The sequence below is a fragment of the Spiroplasma clarkii genome, assembly GCF_002795265.1.
Taxonomy (GTDB): Bacteria; Bacillota_I; Bacilli_A; order Mycoplasmatales; family Mycoplasmataceae; genus Spiroplasma_A; species Spiroplasma_A clarkii.
This window is the reverse complement of sequence record NZ_CP024870.1, coordinates 984,599-1,005,176: the sequence shown is the minus strand read 5'-3', so window position 1 is coordinate 1,005,176 and position 20,578 is coordinate 984,599. Positions and strand designations below refer to the sequence as shown.

The following is a 20,578-nucleotide window of genomic DNA, read 5'->3' as shown; positions in this document are numbered from 1 at the left end:
ATGGATAAACAATTTTGTAAAATTATTAACAAAACAATGTCTTGGGCAGAGGCCATTAAAGCCTCTGCACAAACTTTATTAGAAGAAAACTATTTTAATGAGAACTATGTTATTGAAATGATCGAGAATGTCAAAAAATTTGGAAGCTATATTGTGATTGCTCCAAAAATTGCTTTACCTCATGCAAGCTATAGTAAAAATGTTTTTAAGGGAGGATTTTCAATTACAATCTTTCCCTTGGGAATTGACTTTCAAGCAAGCAGTGGACCAGTGTATATTTTAGTGACAATTTCAAGCACCAATAATGAAGAACACTTACAAAGACTTAAAGAAATTTCAAGTAAACTTTCAAACCAAGCAGTTGTGACAAGCTTACTTGAAGCACAAAGTTCAGAAATAGTTTGAGAAAAATGAAACGAGGTAACTTAATGAAAAAAATCTTGGCAGTATGTGGAGTTGGACAAGGAACAAGTCTTTTATTGAAAATGAATATTGAAGAAGAATTAAAAAAACTAGGGTTTGAAGCTGATGTAGATAATACAAGTATTTCTATGGTAGTTAGCGAAACCCCTGATTACATTGTTACAAACAGTGAATTTGCAAAGCAACTTGTGAATCATCCCTCACAAATTATTATTGTTGAAAATTACTTTGATAATAATGAAATAGCAGTAGCACTAGAAAAAATCTTTAAATAATGAATGTATTTTTAGATATCTTATCATGAATTTCAAATAACATTTTTGGTCAAGCAGTATTTTTAATTGCTATAATAGTTTTATTAGGACATCTTGTTCAAAGATCAAGTTTTAGTAAAACTTTTACTGGTATTATCAAAAGTACTATGGGATTTTTAATAATTTCTGCAGGAGCTGGATTAATTTCATCTGCTAGTGCTATGTTTGGTGATATGTACACTATTATTTTTGGGATGACTCCTGATTCTGTCCAAGCAGTTTATGGAGCTGCTTACTCATCACCAATTGGTGCAATTTTAGCAGCAGCAGATGCCTTAATTGATGTTTGGGGAAAATGAGTCCCTGTAATTATGACTTGTGGTTTTTTAATCAATTTAACTATTGCTGGAACTACTAGAATTAAGTACATTTATTTAACAGGGCACTTAATGTATTGGACAAGTTTTGTAACTCTTGGGGTTGCCTTAACTGCTTTCCCTCAAGTTGAAGCTTGAATGATTGTGGTAATTATTTCTGTAGCAATGGGGTTATATTGAACTCTGCAGCCAGCAATAATGGGAAAAATGACAAAAGACGTCATGGGAGTTGACAACCTTGGCTTTGGTCACACCAGTTCATCAGGAGGATTTTTGGGCTATTGGTTTGGAGCCATGTTGACAAAAACTAGTAAAGGTAAAACTTTTAAAGATGCAGAACAAATTAATTTACCAAAATCTTTAAGTTGATTGCGTGACAACACAGCTGTCACTGCAATTGTGATGATCTTTTTAATGTTATTAGGATCAATTATTATTGCAATTATGGCTTTGGTTAACAAAACAGGAGATGCTAGTATTTTAGTACAAAATGCATTTGAAGGAATGTATGGTTTTGAAAATGTTAACATCATTGTGGCTTCATTAATTGTAGCTATTCAGTTTACAGCAGGAATTGCTATTGTTTTATATGGAGTAAAATTGTTTATTGGTGAAATTATCCCTGCTTTTAAAGGAATTAGTACAAAAGTAGTTCCTAATGCAAAAGCAGCTCTAGACTGTCCTATAATTTTTACAAAAGCACCAAATGCAGTTATTTTAGGATTCTTAGGGGGATTTGTGACTGCTATGTTGTGAATGGTAGTTTTAGGATTTGGAATTGGGTATGTGTTCTTGCCATCAATGATCGTTATCTTCTTCAACTGTGGAGCTGCTGGAGTATTTGGTAATAAATCTGGAGGTTGAGTTGGAGCACTGGTTGCAGGAGCTATTACTTCAACAATAGTGGCCCTGGGACAATGAGTTATGTTTGCAAGTGGTTGAGGATTAGGAACAATTAATGAATCAATGAAATGAGCTGCAGATAATGACATGTTTGTTATTATGTTACCAATTTACTTTATTTTTATGCTATTTAAATTAGCAATTGGTGGTAACATTATGGCAGCCATTGGTTTAGGAGTAATTGGAGCTATTGGTTTATTATTTATGATTAGTCTTTATTTATCAACTTATTCAAATAAATTCAACAAGATTTTTAAAATTTCTCAACCAATTAAAGTAGAAAGAGTTAAAAAAATTAAAGTAAAACAAACCTTGGGTGCAAATCAAGGTGAGAAAGTTAAAATTGACAATCAAATAACAACAGAAAGTGAGAACAAACAAGAATAATGCAAACTTATCAAGAAAATGTTTTTAAACAATTAAAAGAAATTGAAGAGGTTAACATCCAAGGTTTTGACCAAGCCAGCACTTTGATTCAAGAATGTATTGCCAACCAAGGTATAATTTATATTTTTGGTTGTGGTCATTCTGGGCTGTTAGCTCAAGATCAGTTTTTTAGAGCTGGAGGCTTGGGTAACGTTTTCCCAATTTTACATGAACCATTAATGTTACATTTATCTGCTTCAAAAAGTAGCTTTTATGAAAAACAAACTGATTACATTAATAATTTTATTAATGACTATCAGTTTAAAGAAAATGATTTATTTATACTAGTGTCAACTTCAGGAAAAAATGCAGTTCCAGTTGAAGTTGCAAAACATATTAAAACAAAAACCCCAACAAAACTTATAACTATTTCAGCATTTGCTTATCAAAAACTAAGTTCAGAAGTAATTGCCAATTGAGGAGATGTTAATTTAAATAATTGTTGTGTTATTGGGGATGCTAGTCTAAGTGTTGCAAACACCGGGTTTGGACCAACCTCAACAATTAATTCAGCCTTTATTTTAAATGTAATTATTTCTCAGGGTATTGTCAAATGTCTTGAGAATGATACTGCAGTTGATGTCTTTGAATCTGGAAACATTGAAGGTAGTCAAGTTAATAATGAAAAAGTTTTAAAAAAATATAAAAATGTTGTTAAACATTTGTAAAATTTAAATTACCCAAACAACCTTAAAGTAGATGCAATGCTAATTGATTGTGCTTAGTTTAAAGGTTGTTTTTTTTTTAAAATAATCTATTTAAAAAAAACTTCAAAATAACAGAAAGTAAAATATAAAACTGGTTAATATCAATATATTTAATTATAAATATTAAATTTAGAATATTATAGGTCAATATTTTCTAAAAAAAATGGTATATAATCAAACTATGAGGTGATTTGTTATGGAAATTAAATGTTTTGGAAAAATAGAAGTAGAGTTTGAAAATGATGATTGCAAATCATATGAAAAATATAAGGAAATATTAGGATTTAAGACTTTCTGTTATATTGCAGATTACATTAGTCAAAAACTAAATAAAGAAAAAATTAAATACAAATATATTTCTAACTTAATTAGATATGATAAGAGAATAAAGTACAAGCTGTTTAGATATTTTGGAACAATTGAAGATTGTATAAAATCCATACTTATTAATAAAACAAAGTTTTGTAATGGAAAACTTGAGAAGTCAAATGATTTAGATTTCACTACATTGGTTGAAATTAATAAAATAGATGGCAATTGTTGGACAATGGGAAAGATACTAGGGGAGTTAAAATCACTTGAGTTAATTCAACCTGAGAAATGTTGTCAATTTAAAAAAATTTTTGAATTAAGAAATAAAGTAATGCACTACAATTTAATATATGTAGATTTTGATTGATACAAAAATAAAATTATTGAGTTAGGAGATGCCTTACCAGATGAATATAAGAAAGGTTATCAAGATTCAATAAATAATGCTAAAAAATGTTTTGAAGACATAAAATGTTTGTTAATGGAGGATATTAAATATGAGATATGTGACTAAGGCAGAACTTAAAGGAAGAAAAAGTGAAATTAATTTAGCAATAGATAAAATTAGAAAAAATTTGAATTACAGTTTTAATTTGTATTTAGTTGGTAGCGCAAAAAGAAATTTAGTACTAGTTCATGAAAATAAAAATGATAACAAAAATGAAGGTAGATTTGATTTGGATTATCAAATTAGAATTTCATCAAAAAATAAAGATGAAAATACACCAAAGAAAATTAAGGATGATTTTTTTAAAGCTTTTCAAAAATATTTTAGTGGTGATGAAGGGTGAAAATGTTATGATTCAACAACTGCAATTACCATAAAAAAGTATGATATTACAAAAAAACCTTGTGTTGAATTATATTCTTATGATGTTGTTATTTGTAAAATTATAGGCAAAACAAACAAAATGTCTGTAATTAAAAGAGTAGAGAAAAATGATTATTCTTGAAATGAATTAAGCATGTATCAAAATCTTCAAGATAATATAAAAAAAATTAAAGGGGAAAAGTGAAATGAGTTAAGAAAAGCATATAAAAAAAAGAGGGAAGACAACCTAAAAATTCAATCATCAATAAACAGAAAGTCATTCGAAATTTTTATTGAAGCAGTTGTAGAAGTTGCAGATTCTAATTAATTTAAAAAATGTAAATTAAGAATCAGATAAAGGATTTGGATTATTGAAATTAAAGGCTGTTTAGTAACTTAAATGTTTATGATATATATTTAATGCCTGTTGAATGACAAGTCAGACCTTCTGAAAAAAACATTAGGTACTTAATGTGTTGCTTTGAGAATAAACAATGAGTCTAATAGAGCAGTTTGAATAGAACAAAACATTATTTCAGTATGCAAATAATGGAATAATAATTGCTGAATTAACAGAATTTTTATGGTAGTAAATTAAAATTGGATGAATTATAAATAATAAATGTTGTATAGATAGTTTTTGACATTTAGTCCTTTTTTGTTTTCATAACAATGATAGGCAGCAGACTAGATATTTGTTAAATAATGTGTTTTTTTTATAATTTAAATGTTACAATTTATGTATAAATTATTAACAATATTTCAGATTGGAGTAATTATAGCATTATGAAAAAAAATGAACTAGGACAATTTTTTACTAAAAAAAATACATGATTAACAAAGCCAGTTTTGAGGTTTTTAAGAAAATATATTGCCAAAATTGATACAATTTTAGATCCATTTGCTGGGGCAGGTGATTTATTTTTGTGAATAAAACAAAAAATAGATCCAAATGAAGAACTAAGGTATGTAGGGTATGATATTGATAGCAAACTAGGTTGGAGTGTAAATGACAGTTTAACAAAAATACCAATATTAGAAAATGCATTTATAGTTACAAATCCACCTTATTTATCAAAAAATAGTTGTTCAAGAAATAATTACATTGATACATATAATATGTATTTTATTGATAGTGAACATCCTGATTTGTATCTAATTGCATTAGAAAAAATGATAGAAACTGGTTTGCCTGGTATTGCAATTGTTCCTGAAACAATTATCAATTCAAAGTTTTCTAAAAAAAATATAAATAAAATTGTTGTCATTGAACCAAATCCATTTGAAGACACTGAAGTACCAATATGTGTAGTATGCTTTAATGGAAAAACATATAAAAAAACTAGAATATTTAAAAATGATAAATATATTGGAGTATTAGATCATTTAATTGAGTCATCTCCATCTCCAAAGAAGATTAATTTGCATGATTTGAGATTCAATGATATATTAGGAACAATTGCAATTAAGGGCATTGACTCAACAGATCCAAAAAATAAAATCGAGTTTTTAGATGTAAGAAATTTAAAATATGATGTTAATAAAATTAAAAATACCTCTAGAGCAATTACAATAGTTAGTAGTATGTTATTTAATAATTGTGATGAGAGAGAAAGAAATGGTATAATAGAAAAGGCAAATGAAATTTTAAATAATTTTAGAAAAAATACTAATGATGTTTTATTATCACCATTTAAAGGAAATAATAAGGAATCAGTTAGAAGAAGAAGGATGGACTTTGCTTTGGCCAGAAATATTTTAGAATTAGCATACAGTGAAGTAATTTTGCAAGAAGGAGATAATTATTAATATGTCAGAACCAAATTATAAAAAAGAGTATTTAAATTTGATAAATGAAAACTTTAATAGTTTTAACATAAATGATGAGGATACTAAGTTAAAAATCAAGAACTTTTGTGGAAAATTTGGCTTTGATGAAGATAAAGTTACAAAACAAATTAGTAATGACAAAATACTAAGAGCTTGATTTATCAAAGACCCCTCGAAACAAAATGTTTATCGAAAGACATTTGAATCATTTTTAAAAAATATTCCTAATGTTTTTGAATTTAAAAAATTACCAGCATCTGGTGAAAACTCAATATTTATTATTAATCAAGAAGTTAGGATAAAAAAAGATGCAGAGAAGTCGATTACTAGTCAAGGAAGAACTATGGATTTTTATTTCAAATATGGAAGCATTGATGTTGATTTTTATGTGTTTCATAAATATACAGGTGAATCTGGAGGAGCTCAGGATATTCAAAAAAATAATGTTATAAGTGCTATTAATCGCGCAAGTAGTGCATATATAAATAAAAAAATATATGTTCTTTTTGTATGTGATGGCGAATATTATAGTGGTAATAGTTGAAGTGAAATAGAGGTTCATGTAAAAGATAAAAATTTTAGATTATTAAAATCATCTGAAATTGAAGATTTTTTACTAAACTTTGGGGAAGTTATTAAATAAAAATTAACTGCAATAAAGGAGATGGGACACTATGGAAGTTAAGAAAATGAGAATTGCTGAGATATATGAAGATGATGTAATATATGAAGTGCCATATTATCAAAGATATTATGAGTGAGAAAAATCAAATGTAAAACAATTTTTAGATGATGTTAAAGAAATTTTAAATGTAACCTATAAAAATAAGACCAATCATTTTCTTGGTATTTTAGTTTTAAGAGAATTTGAAGATAGAGACAAGATTAAAAAAATGGAAGTTATTGACGGACAACAGCGCTTAACTACAATATTTTTAATAATTAAGGCAATGAATATTTATTATGCATGAATTAATAAAAATATTGATGAAGAGTTATTAGATAGTAATTCATTATCGAGCAAATGCTCAGAGCTATTAAAACTAAAATTAATTCTAAACAATGAAGGGAAAGATGATCATACCTTGGATGAAATATATAAAATTTCTTTGATAAAGGATGATTTGAAGGTACATGATTTCCAAGAGTTTGTTGAAAAAATATTAGAAAAAATTAAGTTTATAAATAAAAAGTCTAAAATTTACAAAAATTTCATAGTAATTTTAGACTGATTTAATGCAAATGGACTTGATATAAAAGAAATTTCTGATTTTAAAGAAAAGTTTCTAAATTTTGAATTAGCAAGTATTGATGTAAGTAGTTTTGGTGATAATCCACAAAATATTTTTGAATCTATTAATTCAAAGTCCAAAAAACTTGATAATATTGATTTAATTAAGAATTATATATTTATGAACATTAAGTTAAATCAGGAACAAGAATCACTGTATAATTCATACTGGATCAAAATTGAAACATCTATATCAAAAAAGGAATTAGAAGATTTTTTTAAATATGTAGTTATGTTAAAAGAACAAATGTATATTGAAGAAAAAGATTTAGGAGTATTTAAAGTATTTAAGAAGGTTTATAAAATTTTTGATTTGAATTCAGCTAAATGTGAACTAAAGAATTTAAAATACTGATGTATGCTTTATATGGCTTCATCTATAAAGATTTCAAATGAAAAACTGAAAGATGTCGCTGATGGATATTTAGAGTTGGATCAGCTTAAAAATTATATAAATAATGAATTTAATAGTTCTAAATTCACAGCATACTCTATTTTCTTTTCTATGTTTTTGCTTGATAAGTATCTTGAAAAGAGAATTAATTTAAAACAATTCAAGGAAATAATTAGGATTGTAGATTCTTATATTTTAAGATGAAATATTTGTATTAATAGAGGAAATTTGTCAAGTCCTTTATTAGAAATTTGTGCACTATTTCAAGATAGTGATTCAAATAATTTAATAATAAAAATAAAAGAAAAAATTAAACAGTTTTCAGGGCAGTTTAGATATTTTTCGGATCAGGAATTAATAGCTAGGTTATCAAATGGTTCCATTTCCGGGAAAATTCAAGACATTTTAATCAATTTATTAGAAAAAAAACATAAATTTAAATATAAGCAAGATGTTTATGAGGAACAATGTAATAAAGAGCATATAAGACCAAAAAAAATAAAAGAAGTCAGTGATTGAAAGCCTGAGTTTTGAGGACAAAATTAATTTAATTAAAAATAAAGTAAGAAATGGGGAGGGATATATTACAAATTCAACATTTGAGTTTTTTGATTATATAAAAAATCAGGATATTTCTGAATGGACACATAGGCAAATTCAAGAAAGATCAGAATATTTGGCAAAGGAATATCTTGTGAAACTTATTGCTATTTAAAAAGATTTGTAAAACCAATTATGACTAAATTAATATTGAATTATTTTTCCATATAAAATTATTGTATTATATATTTAGTGAGGTTAGAAAAATGGGAAAAATGGCTAAAAAAACTGGTGAAGTCTATACACCTATAACAATTGTCAAAAATATATTAGATTTGACAGGATATAAAGGTAAAAGCATTATTAATAAACATATAATAGACAATTCATGTGGTGAAGGAGCCTTTTTAATAGAAATTGTTAGAAGATATGTTAGAGTTGCAGTCAATGCAGGTTATACTGATGGTGAAATTAAAGATGACCTTCAAGAATATATTCATGGAATTGAATTGAATAAAAAGAGTTATAATCAGACAATTAAAAATCTTAATAATTTAATTGAGGAACTTGAATTGAATATCAAAGTTAAATGAGATGTTCTGAATAAAGATGCCTTAAAAGTAAGCAAATTTGATGGATTAATGGACTTTGTGGTAGGAAATCCACCATATATTAGGGTTCACAGTTTAGATATTGATTATAAGCAATATGATTTTGCAAAAAATGGCATGACTGATCTATACTTAATTTTTTTTGAAATTGGAATTAAAATGTTAAAACAACCAGGTAAATTAGCATATATAACTCCAAATTCATATTTTACTAGTGATGCTGGTAAGAATTTGCGCAAATTCTTGGTTGATAAAAATATGATTGAAAAGGTACTAAATTTGGGTCATGACAATCCATTTGAAAATATTACAACCTATCCAGCAATTATTGTTTTAAGTAACAATAAAAAGAGAGCAGATGTTAGTGTATACAATAAAAACTATAAAGCTGATTATATAATTAAAGGTAAAGATTATTTAATAGATGGGTGCTATTTCTTTGCAAGTTCATCTGAACTAAAATTTTTAAATGAAATATTTGAATGTAAGAAGAAAAATTGTGATATTTTTGTTAGAAATGGTTTGGCTACAAATGCAGATTGATTTTTTTATGACAAAAATTTTAGTGGTGAATACATAATTGATGCAATAAAATCATCAAAAGCACAAGAAACAAAGTTGTTTTTCCCATATAATAAAAATGGAGAATTAGTAAAAATTGCTGATATAAAAAATAATAACCCAACAGTTTACAAAAAACTATTAGAAAATAAAGAATTATTGTTGGACAGGTCTCTTGAAAAAGAGACTCATTGGTATGGTTTTGCAAGAACTCAGGCAATTAAAGATGTTTTTAAGGACAAAATAAGCATAAACACAATTATTAGAAATGTGGAAACAATAAAAATTAAACATGCACCCTCAGGGACAGCAGTTTATTCTGGGTTATATGTTTACTCGGAATCTGTTAATTTAGAAGAAGTTAAAAGAAAACTTAAGGATGAAATATTTTTAGATTATATAAGGTTGCTAGGAAAAGATAAGAGAGGTCAATATTATTATGTTTCTTCTACAGATCTTCAAACCTATTTAAATTTTGCATTTAGAGATAGGACAGCAAACAAAAATAATCAGCAAGGGGAAGTACAAGATGAGCAATTATGACCAAAATCTGTTATTAGCAATTAATGAGACATATAAGCAATTATTTGCTCCTGATCATTATGATCGTAAAAGAAGTAGTAAAAAAGTAGATCAATTGCACTACACAATTCAAAGACATTTAGACATGGAACTTAGTGGATCAGGTTTTGAATTATTTTCAAAAATTACTGATAAATCTGAGAAAAAAGTACATGGTTATTATTTTGATAAAAAAACTGACATATCTGTTTATGATAATAGAACTAAGCAAATGGTAGCAACAATTGAATTTAAATGATTAATGTCAAGTGTTCAAAAAAATACTGTTAACTCTATTACAAATATGATTGGGGAATCTACAAATATAAGAAAGACTGGATTAAAAACTTATTGAATATATTGCATCAGAAATGTAACCCCAGTTTATAACAACGGAGGTCTTATTACATCAACATATAAAATTGATGAGAACTTTATAGATAAATATCGATCGATGTATAAAGATAATTTAAACTCTGATGTAAATTTGCCAAATGCATTGTGTCTCAACATCATCAAAGATGATGTTGAGATGGGAAAGCTTAAAAGTAAACGTGAATTGGAAGTTGCATATGATCAATATTGCAAAGAAGATAAATTAAATGTAGGTTTTGATAAAAATGTGGAATTAGAGATTAATGGCTTGTATATTAATAACTATAACAAATTTATAAAAATGATATGTGAGGATATAAAAAATGGAAAAAGTAAATAGTTTTGATAGATATTGTAAAATGGCTTTTGGAGCTGAAAATTCAAGTGTTGTTTTTAAACTTGTTGCATACCAATTGTTTTCAAGAGAAAAGGATGTAGAACAAATAAAACGAGAGTATAAAAATCACATCAATTTTATTAGCCATGAAAATTACCCATCAATAATAATTTATGATGAAGTAGAAGATGCAAATAAGGCCACTTTATTTTATGAAATTGTTGATATCCAAGAAATTCCTGGAATTATTAAAAGAAATAAAATTTTTGTTGATAATTTAAAGGATAATCTCTTAAGTAATGAGGATAGAAAACTATTCCCATATTTTTTCAATACCCTAGATAAAATTGTTGAAAACCAAGCATTTAATTTTGAAATTATAATTTTAATTAATATAAAATTGTCTGATACAGAAATAGCAGACTTAGAGTTAAAGTATTCAGAGAACCCAGATGTTTCTAATATTGGCGAGTTCAAGATAGTAGATAGAAAAAGATTAATAAATAAGTTTAATGGTGAAAATGAAGAAAATAAAACAGATAATCCACTTAAATTCAATTTTGAATTTAAAAATCCAGCAAATGCTGAGACAGGAAAGAACAATTCTATAATTTATGATGAGCGTAATTCTGAAAAAACTGTGTTATTGTCTCTTACTGCTATGTCATTAATTCGCTGCTATCAAAAATTTCAAGATAGAATATTTGAAAGAAATGTCAGATACAATATTGATAGTGGAAGCATATCAAAATCAGTTGATAAAAACATTGAAGAAACAGTAGCCTCTAATCCTGAAAAGTTTTTCATTTTCAATAATGGAATTACAGTTGTAACAGAAAAAATTTATGATCTTGATATTCAAAATAATACAGTTTTGTTAAATAATTTTTCAATAGTTAATGGTGCACAAACAGTTACAAATTTAAATAAATTGTTTGGGAAAAGTAAATTAAAAGACAATCTTAGCAAAGTATTTGTGGTTGCAAAGATAATTGAAACCAAAAGTGATAAAGATGGTGAACTTATTGAAAAAATAACAAAATCATCAAATAATCAAAAACCAGTGCAACCAAGAGATTTCAGATCTAATGCTGCTGAAATGATTGAATTGAAAAAGTTCTTTAAAGAGAACCAAATTATTTTAAATATCAAGCGGGGAGATAGTGACATTAATGAGAAAAATTATATTATTAAAAATTTTAATTTAAAAGAAGAAAATATTAAAAGACTTTGAAATGATAGGTTGGGGCAGTATATTTATAGTTTAATTTTAATGAAACCAACGGTTGCTTTGCAAAATAAGAACAAAATATTTAATGATGAGCATTATAACTTAGTATTTAAAAATGAAAGTATCTCAAATGAGGACAAATTGTTAGCTTATAAATTTTATGATGTCATTGAGAAAATGGTTCAATTAGCAAATAATGACATTGAACCATCAAGAATTGAAGAAGTTAAACCATTAATGTTATTAATACAAAATTGAATAATAGCTCTACTTTGACTAATTTGAAATAATTTAGATAATCTTAATGAACTTATAAGTATTAAAGAAATTGATCAATTTAAAAATAGCAAAGGTACATTTATTAATAAAAACAGTGGTGATGAAATTACAGTTAATCAAGAGCTTTTGGCAAGGTATTTATATGAATGTTATGAGAACTTGTGGGAACTATACAAAAAGAAAAAAAATAATAAAAATGAAATTTATGGACATTCAGCATTTTCATATAAAAAGGATTTTTTTGAAGAGTTTGTCAAGTTATGCTTACTTCCAATTACAATATCAGAAAGAGAAGCAAGAAAAAAGATACTTGAGAGCATATTTAATAAAAAATAGTAAAATACTTTCCCTATAAAGACAAATATTTTATCATTATAATATGAGTCTTGATTCTATAAATGAGAAATTTAAGAATTGAAATATAGAAAATAGTTTAAAAATGTTATTTAATCAACATATAAAACTAATTAATTAAAGGCAATATTAAAAGTTATTGGTTATTAATAATGTAATTTTTATTAATATATAATTCAAATTTTATAAAAATCGAAAATCTATTTAGTTGTTGATATATGAAAATGTTTGGTTTATTTAAATTTTAAAATAATTTGTTAAGTTTTAGTTCTAACCAAAAGTACTAAAATACCAAACTGCTTTTAATATAGGTAATTGAAAATGTAATTGTAAGATAGAATATGATAATTCCAAAATTCCTATCTTGCATTTTCTAGTTTAAGTATGTTATATTCAAGAGTTTTTTTGACAAGTAATAAAAAAATATTGTTTGATAAATAAAACTATTTGTTTGCAATTTAAAATGCTTTATGGTATCTTTGTAATATATTATGTTGGAGATTAGAAAATGTTGATTAATTATAATAGTCTATGAAATTGTAGATAGATGCATACAAAGACTGATGTATTAATTAAATTAAGCATAGGAATTTCAACACTTGCAAACTAAATAGAAATCAATAACTTATTATAAATTTTCTTATGAATATTTGTGTATTTTGTAGTGTGAAATTTCTAACATATCAGATGTTGCTAGCAAGGAGAAAATTATGAAAAAAGAAACATATATATCCTTATTTAGTAGTGCAGGAGTGGGGTGTTATGGGTTTAAACAGGCAGGGTTTGAATGTGTAGCAACAAATGAATTATTATCAAGAAGACTTGAAGTCCAGAAACACAACAGTAAATGTAAGTATGATAGTGGTTACATTCTTGGTGATGTTTTGCAAGATGAAGTGAAAAACAAAATATTTGATGAAATCAGATTGTGACATGAAAAGGAGGGTATTGAGGAGATTACTACAATCATTGCCACTCCACCTTGTCAGGGAATGTCTGTAGCTAATCATAAAAAGAAGGATGAACAAAAAAGAAATTCATTAGTTGTTGAGTCAATTAAACTTATAAAACAAATTAAACCAAAAACTTTTGTATTGGAGAATGTAAGATCGTTTCTTAATACTATTTGTACAGACATAGATGGTAAAGAAAAAAGAATAAGTGAGGCAATATTAAATAACCTTGAAGCAATATATAATATTGAATCACGAGTACTAAATTTTAAAGATTATGGGTCAAATTCAAGCCGTACAAGAACACTTGTATTGGGGGTGAGACGTGATGTTGGGCTAAAATTAAATAATCTTTTTCCTACATTGAAAAATGAAAAAATGCTAGGAGAAATTATTGGAAAACTACCTCATCTAGTTGAAATGGGACAAATTGATGAGACTGATATTTATCATAGTTTTAGACATTATAAGGGTGATATGAGAAATTGAATAAAAAAATTAAAGCAAGGACAAAGTGCATTTGACAATACTGATATCAGCAAGTTACCCCATTATTACAAAAACGGTTTAAAAATATTAACAAAAAATGGTAACAGTGATAAATATAAGAGACAATGCTTTGATAAGGTCGCTCCATGTATTCATACTAGAAATGATATTATGGCAAGTCAAAATACAATACATCCAGTTGATGATAGAGTTTTTAGTGTGAGAGAGCTAATGCTAATGATGACAATTCCATCAGATTTCAAGTGGGTTGCCCAAGACGAAAAAGAACTAAATGAAATGTCATTAGAAAACAAGAGATTATTTATTAAACAAAATGATGTTAATATACGACAGTCAATTGGTGAGGCTGTACCTACTGCAATTTTTTTTCAAATAGCAAGTAATATACTTATGCAATTGGAGGGTTTAAATGAAAAAAGATATAAAACTATTTTTACAAAAATATAATTTAAACAACCTTACAAGTTTAAAAGATACAATATTGAAATATGGCAGCAAACTTGATCCAACCTTAGTTTATATTGCTGCTGAAATGTTAAATCCAAATAAAAAAACTACTGCAGCTTTTTATACTGATAAAATTATTTGTGAAGAAATATTTAAAGTGTTACCAAAAATTGAAAAGGATCATATAAAAGTTTTGGAACCATCAGTTGGTGCAGGTGCTTTTTTACCCTTTATTGCAGAACATTTCAAATTTAAACAAAAATTGGAAATTTGGATAATTGATATAGATGAAAATGAATTGAATATTGCAGAACTTATTTTTGAAACTTATTATAGAAGCAAATATCCAAATGTAGAAATTAAATACATAAATGATGACTATTTAAAATTTTCAGTTGAAAATGAAAATTTAGATTTGGTTATAGGTAATCCACCATATTACAAAGTTAAAATGGGTGACAAAAATAGCACCATATATAAAAAAAATAGTAAATTATCAAAAACATCAAATATATATGCATACTTTTTTGAAAAAGCATTAAAAGAAGCAAATATTGTATCTTTCATTATCCCTAAAAGTATATTAAATGCTCCAGAATATGTAGAATTAAGAGAAGAATTGAAGAATTATGAAATAAAGAGCATAATTGATTTTGGTGAAAATGGTTTTAAAGGAGTTAAAATCGAGACAGTCAATATTATTGTTGACACACAAGGAAAGCCTAGCAATTTAATTGTAAAATCTATTACTAAAAATATTGATATTATTCAAGAACAAAAGTATATTACAGGTAATGCATTTCCAACATGGGTAATTTATAGAAATGAAGAATTTGATGCATATGCAAAAAGTTTAAACCTAGGAATGTTTGCATTTTTTAGAGATAGGCAAATTGGAACAAAACATAATTTATCAGAGGGAAAATATAGAATACTGAGGTCTAGGAATGTTTGTACAAATAAAGTTATTGATGTTTTGGGATATGACAAATATATAAATGATTTGGAGGGTTTAGCAGTTGCTAAATATTTAAACAAGGAAAATGTGGTATTGATTCCTAACCTTTCCTACTCACCAAGGGCATGTTTCCTACCAAAAAATTCTATTACAGATGGTTCATTGGCATTGTTGATAAATAAGACTGATACATCAATTTTAGAAGATGATTTAGTAATATTTGAAAGTGTAAAATTTAGAGAATATTATAAGATTGCAAGAAATTATGGAACAAGGTCACTTAATATAGATAGTAACTCTATCTACTACTTTGGAATAAGGAGAAAAACTAATGAAGATATTTAATACTGATGAAATTAATGAGTTCTTAAATAAAAAAAATTATGACATAAGAAAAACAAATAATGCAAGATGGATAGATCAAAAATGTACACCAGATGTGTGTTCTATTGTTGCAGATTGTATTGTAAAATTCCTTGAAGATGAGGGTAACAAGTCCATCAGCTCCATATTTTCTTCAAAAGATATTTGATTTTCAGAATATGCTAAAGGAAATGTAGAAGAAATTTTTAAAAAAGCAAATGTGACTAGTAAATCTAGTAAAAATGAGTATGATAAGTTTTTTCAACAACCAATGAAATTATTTGCTTATGCAAAAATTTTGAATGAAACAAAAATTGGTCAAAGAAATTTATTTAATGTTTTAGACTTAAGGTTACTGAAATACATTGCCATTGCACCAAAATATGCATTGCACTTCTTACAAATTTATATTGAAAAGGTGCTTAAAGATAGTGATTTGCTTGCTATCTTTAATAATTTTTTCAATTTTCCAAATGAAGTTAATTTTAATGAAACTAAGAATACTTTTTATTACTTTACTAAGGAATACACAAATATTGGTAGCAAAACCTCAAGTAATAATACAATTAGTAAGCCAGGTTATGTTGAATGTGGAAGAATTTTTACTAAGATAATAAATCCTCTTGCTTTCAAAAATGATTCAGTTGGCACAAAGAATGGGAAATTATCTAGAAAGAAAATTACATATGATATGCTTATGTATAATCGTGATAATTTTAGAGACATATATTCTGAAAAACCAAAGGATATGTCAAGAAAAGATTATGAAAACAGCATAGAATTAAGTCCAAATAAGAAATATTATAAGTATTCTTCATCAAAAGCAAAACAATTCATTAGAGACTTCAATGCAGAATATCGTGATGGAATGACAGAATTATTAGAACATGATGAGCAACATATCCAAGCACTGCATATGCATCATATATTTCCAGAAAGTAAATTTCCAGAAATAGCAGATTACTTAGAAAATATTATAGCTATAACCCCAAATCAACACTATGTCAGAATACATCCAATGAATAAAACAAATGAAGTAGATAGTTTCTACCAATATTTATGTTTGATTTCAAAGGCAGATAGAATTAAGGAAAACCTTGAAAATAATTCAATAGAAACTATTTATGATTTTCAAAAATTCATGTATGTAATATCTTTTGCTTTAAATGATGATGATTATTTAGAAATTAATAAGTATGACTACGAGGCTGTTAAAGCAAAGCTTAAAATGTCATATGGAATTAAGTGTAATTAATCATGAAGTTTTAAAAATATATTTATTTTAGAAAAAATGAATTAGATATTCTCCCTAACTATTCACAAAGAGTTCATATCAATGAAAAAATATTTTAATTTTAATCAGATTCTAGTATGAAAATGTATATGATGACAAAAAATTTGTTAAATTAAGATTAATCATTATAAATTAGATGATTTTCATAAAAGGAAACTAATTGCATTAACAATAATTAAAAATATATTAGATGTAAATTTTATGGAGAGTGATCTTAATTTTAAAAAATGTATTAATGTTGAGGCAGATGATATAACATTAAACACACTCTGAAAGTATCATTGAATAGGAGCATTTTTTGAAAATTGGTCACGCTCATAATTATATAAATTAAATTTATTATAATAAACAAAGCTGTTGAGGCTTGGAATAAAGTGTGGTTTTCCAATTCAATGTATAGATATATTAATAAATTAGTTCATAAGTTATTAAGTAAAAGTAAAAATATTGACAAGCTGAGGTTCTATTTTATAAAAAGAGTACAAATTTTTAGTGAAATTGTCGATGTATTTTACCTTTTGAACCACTTAACACCTTCTGTTAATGACATGAATATGTAAAATATAAACTTAACATTTAGTCCTTTTTTGTTTTGATAACAATGCTTGTGAATGACAAAAGATTTAAAAACTTCTTGACAGTTAGAACATATATGATATGATTTATGTGAATGGATTGGGTCAATAGTTATCCATTGAATAGGTATTCATCCTGATTACCTTTAACCCAGATTTAGGTTTCACCCGTTGGTACTCCTAAAGTTAAACTAAGAGAGATTTTTATCTCTCTTTTTCATTTGTAATAAACAATGGAAAAAATAAAAATAATGAAAGGACAAATTTGATTGACAGTTTCAAATTTTTTTGTGATTTTAATAAAAAAGATATGCCCCCAAAAGTAATCAAAAGTGGACCAAAAATTAAACCATTTTTAATAAAAGAGATTTATAAAAATGATTTTATAAAAGACTATCAAAGTGTCAAACTCAATTAAAAATAAAAAAATGAAACTGCAATTGTAATGAAAAATATAAAATATAATTCTAATGTTACCAATATATATAATCTCAATATTTACCTTATATTTGCATTAATATTTTCTACAATATTCAAAGTGTATCTTTTTTCAATGCTTTTTTGGTTTAAATATATTAGTAAAAAAAGGCCTCTCTTTTTGCGTTTAATTGATAAAAATAGCGCAATCTAGAAACAAAAAAATTATAGAATATGTAAAATATAAACTTAAAAGTTTGTTTTAGAAGGAGAATTTATAGTAAAATATTTTTGAAAAGGAGTAGGATATATATGGTAAAAATAGAGTGAAAAGATAAAATTATTGAACTTTGTAAAAAGAAGTTTAAAAATTTGAATGAATTGTTTACTTCATCAGATGAAAGTAATAAATTCTATTATGATGAACAAAATCAAAAATATTTGATTTGTGATTTAGTATTAAACACTGAATTGGGATGGTTTATTTTTCAAATTTTTACAAACAATAAATACAAGCATAGAGTTTCATCTAAAAATAAATTTTTTTATAAGACTGATACAAGTACAAATGTTAAAGAAAAAAGCAAAACAAATTGAATTGAAATATTTAAAATTAGTAAAATAAATGTTGATAAATTTAATAAAAAATTTAATGTATTTATTTTAATGGCAGAACAAGTAGATTTTAGGGGTGCAAGCAAAGGAATTTATGGTGCTACTCTTGGATCATTGGAGCCATTATTAGACAAGATTACAGCTAAGAGATAGCAAAAATATTAAAAGCCATTTGCTTTTTTTAGTTAACCAGATTTATTAAACTAAATACTGTTTTACTTTAGTTATGCACATTATTTAAACCAATGTTAAATCATCATAATTTTTCATTTTAGAAATAACAACTTTGAAAGAAGGAGAAACTATATGCAAGAATTAATTTTACTTATTTTTAGTTCAGTTTATATTCCGGCAATATTTTTTATTTTTAAGAAACTATTTCAAAGAGTAAAATTTTTTAAAGTAAATGAGTTATTAGATAGGGAGTGGTTGAGAGATAACTCATATAGATTAGATGATTTAATTTTTTCTTTTAATGAAGAAATAGACAGTTTTAAAGAGGATTATTATGTAATGAGCAAGTTTCAATCCTTAAAAAATAGATATTTGGCAATTTTTGAATTTTTCTTTTACTGTAAGGAATGTGAGAGTAAAGTAGGTTTATCAACTTTTTCTGATTTTATTTGTAGCAGGAAAAATATAGCATTTAACTTCATATTTAAAAATGATAAATGGATAATTAACTTTTATGATAATAGAAAAAATGAGGAACTTCATTATTTTTTGCTTCACAAAACTCATTTTCTAGAAACAATAGAAAGTTCTAAAAAAATTAAATATGGTCATGATATTGAAAGAGTTTTTTACAATTGAGGAGTTTCACTTTTTTCATTTATCTATAAAGCATACATATTTGTTATGTTAGTTGTTGTGGCAGTGGTTTTCTTTGTAGCATATTATTTAATCTATAATTTTAATCAAATATTGTCATTTATCAAAAATAATCAAAGTCTTCCATTTTTTCCAATTAGTTTTATAATTATTTTCATTATTCCTTTGCTGGTATTTACATTAATTATGATAACTGGTATACATATATATTTCACAGAAAAAGAAGGTATAAATATTTTTTGGTGAGAAAGAAAAGCATCACTAAAAAGTGGCTCACCAAGCATTATTGGAGAAATATTATTAAGCATATTTTTTTTAATTATTACAATAATTTGACTTCTATGTTCTAACCATAGGATAGAGAAAATTAGATATCATCTTTTAAAAAATAAATGTTATTCTCTATGCTATAAATTAAAATTCAATCCTGAAAGTAAAAAATTTTGAAAATGGGTGTACAATCTTGAAAAACATAATTATAAGTATATTAGTTTTAAAAACAATTTAGAGGTGAAGATGCAAAAATTCTAATTTAGACTATCCACTTATGATATATATATTACTTGTATTTATGTCAATCACAAAAAAACTTAATTAAATGTCAAGACTAATTAAACAAATAGTAACCTTAAATCTATTGCTAAATGTCATATGGTATAGATGGTCAATAGATAGTTGCTTTCATTTCTCCATTTTCTTAATAAAAAATAACTGAAACTATTTCAGTTTTAGTTAATATTAAAACAAACACAAGTGATATGAAGTTAATTAATTGAAATGAGAGAGTAGAGTTGTGGTGTTAATTACAAATAGCAACAGGCAAACCAATTGCATTTAAAAAACTTAAACTATTTTCTTGATCTGTTTACATAACGAAATTTATAAATTTAAATTTTAATAGGAGGAAGTTAAATAACTATCTAATACCAAGTAAAATTTTTAAAACAAATCAAAAAAATTTATTTTCTTTAAAAAGTTCTGAAACAATCTCAATTTTGAGTTAAAATTTATCTGTAGGTTATTATAGAAAGTATGAGG

At 25.7% G+C, this 20,578-nt stretch carries 17 protein-coding genes; all 17 read left to right on the top strand.

The genetic code is table 4. The features are described 5' to 3' along the window. Positions 1–429: a PTS sugar transporter subunit IIA gene (locus SCLAR_RS04530; RefSeq protein ID WP_100254746.1), complete on the top strand. Its 429-nt coding sequence runs from the start codon at positions 1–3 to the stop codon at positions 427–429. Continuing rightward, a complete protein-coding gene (locus SCLAR_RS04525) occupies positions 429–698 on the top strand; it encodes a PTS sugar transporter subunit IIB (RefSeq protein ID WP_100254745.1) in 270 nt (89 codons plus the stop codon). The genes SCLAR_RS04530 and SCLAR_RS04525 overlap by 1 nt, the downstream gene beginning before the upstream one ends. Continuing rightward, the gene (locus tag SCLAR_RS04520) at positions 698–2,344 is read left to right on the top strand and encodes a PTS ascorbate transporter subunit IIC (protein ID WP_100254744.1); all 1,647 of its coding nucleotides are present in this window, start codon (positions 698–700) and stop codon (positions 2,342–2,344) included. The genes SCLAR_RS04525 and SCLAR_RS04520 overlap by 1 nt, the downstream gene beginning before the upstream one ends. Next, positions 2,344–3,051, top strand: coding sequence for a sugar isomerase domain-containing protein (locus tag SCLAR_RS04515; protein WP_100254743.1), 708 nt, complete (start codon positions 2,344–2,346; stop codon positions 3,049–3,051). Before SCLAR_RS04520 ends, SCLAR_RS04515 begins: the two co-directional genes overlap by 1 nt. A gap of 235 nt (positions 3,052–3,286) precedes the next feature. After that, the gene (locus SCLAR_RS04510; protein ID WP_100254742.1) at positions 3,287–3,916 is read left to right on the top strand and encodes a hypothetical protein; all 630 of its coding nucleotides are present in this window, start codon (positions 3,287–3,289) and stop codon (positions 3,914–3,916) included. Continuing rightward, positions 3,900–4,541: a hypothetical protein gene (locus SCLAR_RS04505; RefSeq protein WP_100254741.1), complete on the top strand. Its 642-nt coding sequence runs from the start codon at positions 3,900–3,902 to the stop codon at positions 4,539–4,541. The genes SCLAR_RS04510 and SCLAR_RS04505 overlap by 17 nt, the downstream gene beginning before the upstream one ends. A 458-nt stretch (positions 4,542–4,999) precedes the next feature. Next, positions 5,000–6,022: a DNA methyltransferase family protein gene (locus SCLAR_RS04500; RefSeq protein ID WP_100254740.1), complete on the top strand. Its 1,023-nt coding sequence runs from the start codon at positions 5,000–5,002 to the stop codon at positions 6,020–6,022. A gap of 1 nt (position 6,023) precedes the next feature. Beyond that, the gene (locus SCLAR_RS04495; protein ID WP_100254739.1) at positions 6,024–6,686 is read left to right on the top strand and encodes a hypothetical protein; all 663 of its coding nucleotides are present in this window, start codon (positions 6,024–6,026) and stop codon (positions 6,684–6,686) included. Positions 6,687–6,717: 31 nt separating this feature from the next. Further along, complete coding sequence (locus tag SCLAR_RS04490; RefSeq protein ID WP_100254738.1) at positions 6,718–8,274, top strand: DUF262 domain-containing protein; 1,557 nt, start codon at positions 6,718–6,720, stop codon at positions 8,272–8,274. A gap of 260 nt (positions 8,275–8,534) precedes the next feature. After that, on the top strand, positions 8,535–10,007 hold the full coding sequence (locus SCLAR_RS04485) for an HsdM family class I SAM-dependent methyltransferase (RefSeq protein ID WP_100254737.1): 1,473 nt from the start codon (positions 8,535–8,537) through the stop codon (positions 10,005–10,007). Further along, the gene (locus SCLAR_RS04480; protein ID WP_100254736.1) at positions 9,970–10,716 is read left to right on the top strand and encodes a hypothetical protein; all 747 of its coding nucleotides are present in this window, start codon (positions 9,970–9,972) and stop codon (positions 10,714–10,716) included. The genes SCLAR_RS04485 and SCLAR_RS04480 overlap by 38 nt, the downstream gene beginning before the upstream one ends. After that, complete coding sequence (locus SCLAR_RS04475) at positions 10,700–12,559, top strand: AIPR family protein (protein ID WP_100254735.1); 1,860 nt, start codon at positions 10,700–10,702, stop codon at positions 12,557–12,559. The genes SCLAR_RS04480 and SCLAR_RS04475 overlap by 17 nt, the downstream gene beginning before the upstream one ends. Before the next feature lie 728 nt (positions 12,560–13,287). Beyond that, positions 13,288–14,487 carry a DNA cytosine methyltransferase gene (locus SCLAR_RS04470; RefSeq protein WP_100254734.1) on the top strand — a complete coding sequence of 400 codons (1,200 nt, stop codon included), beginning with the start codon at positions 13,288–13,290 and terminating at the stop codon, positions 14,485–14,487. Next, positions 14,450–15,790 (top strand): Eco57I restriction-modification methylase domain-containing protein, encoded by a 1,341-nt coding sequence (locus SCLAR_RS04465; RefSeq protein ID WP_100254733.1) that lies wholly within the window; start codon positions 14,450–14,452, stop codon positions 15,788–15,790. Before SCLAR_RS04470 ends, SCLAR_RS04465 begins: the two co-directional genes overlap by 38 nt. Continuing rightward, entirely contained in the window at positions 15,777–17,063 is a 1,287-nt protein-coding gene (locus SCLAR_RS07180) for a hypothetical protein (protein ID WP_211277544.1), read from the top strand. The genes SCLAR_RS04465 and SCLAR_RS07180 overlap by 14 nt, the downstream gene beginning before the upstream one ends. Positions 17,064–18,406: 1,343 nt before the next feature. Further along, entirely contained in the window at positions 18,407–18,862 is a 456-nt protein-coding gene (locus tag SCLAR_RS04455; RefSeq protein ID WP_100254732.1) for a hypothetical protein, read from the top strand. A gap of 153 nt (positions 18,863–19,015) precedes the next feature. Continuing rightward, positions 19,016–20,071, top strand: coding sequence for a hypothetical protein (locus tag SCLAR_RS04450; RefSeq protein WP_100254731.1), 1,056 nt, complete (start codon positions 19,016–19,018; stop codon positions 20,069–20,071). The last annotated feature ends 507 nt before the right edge of the window (positions 20,072–20,578 follow it).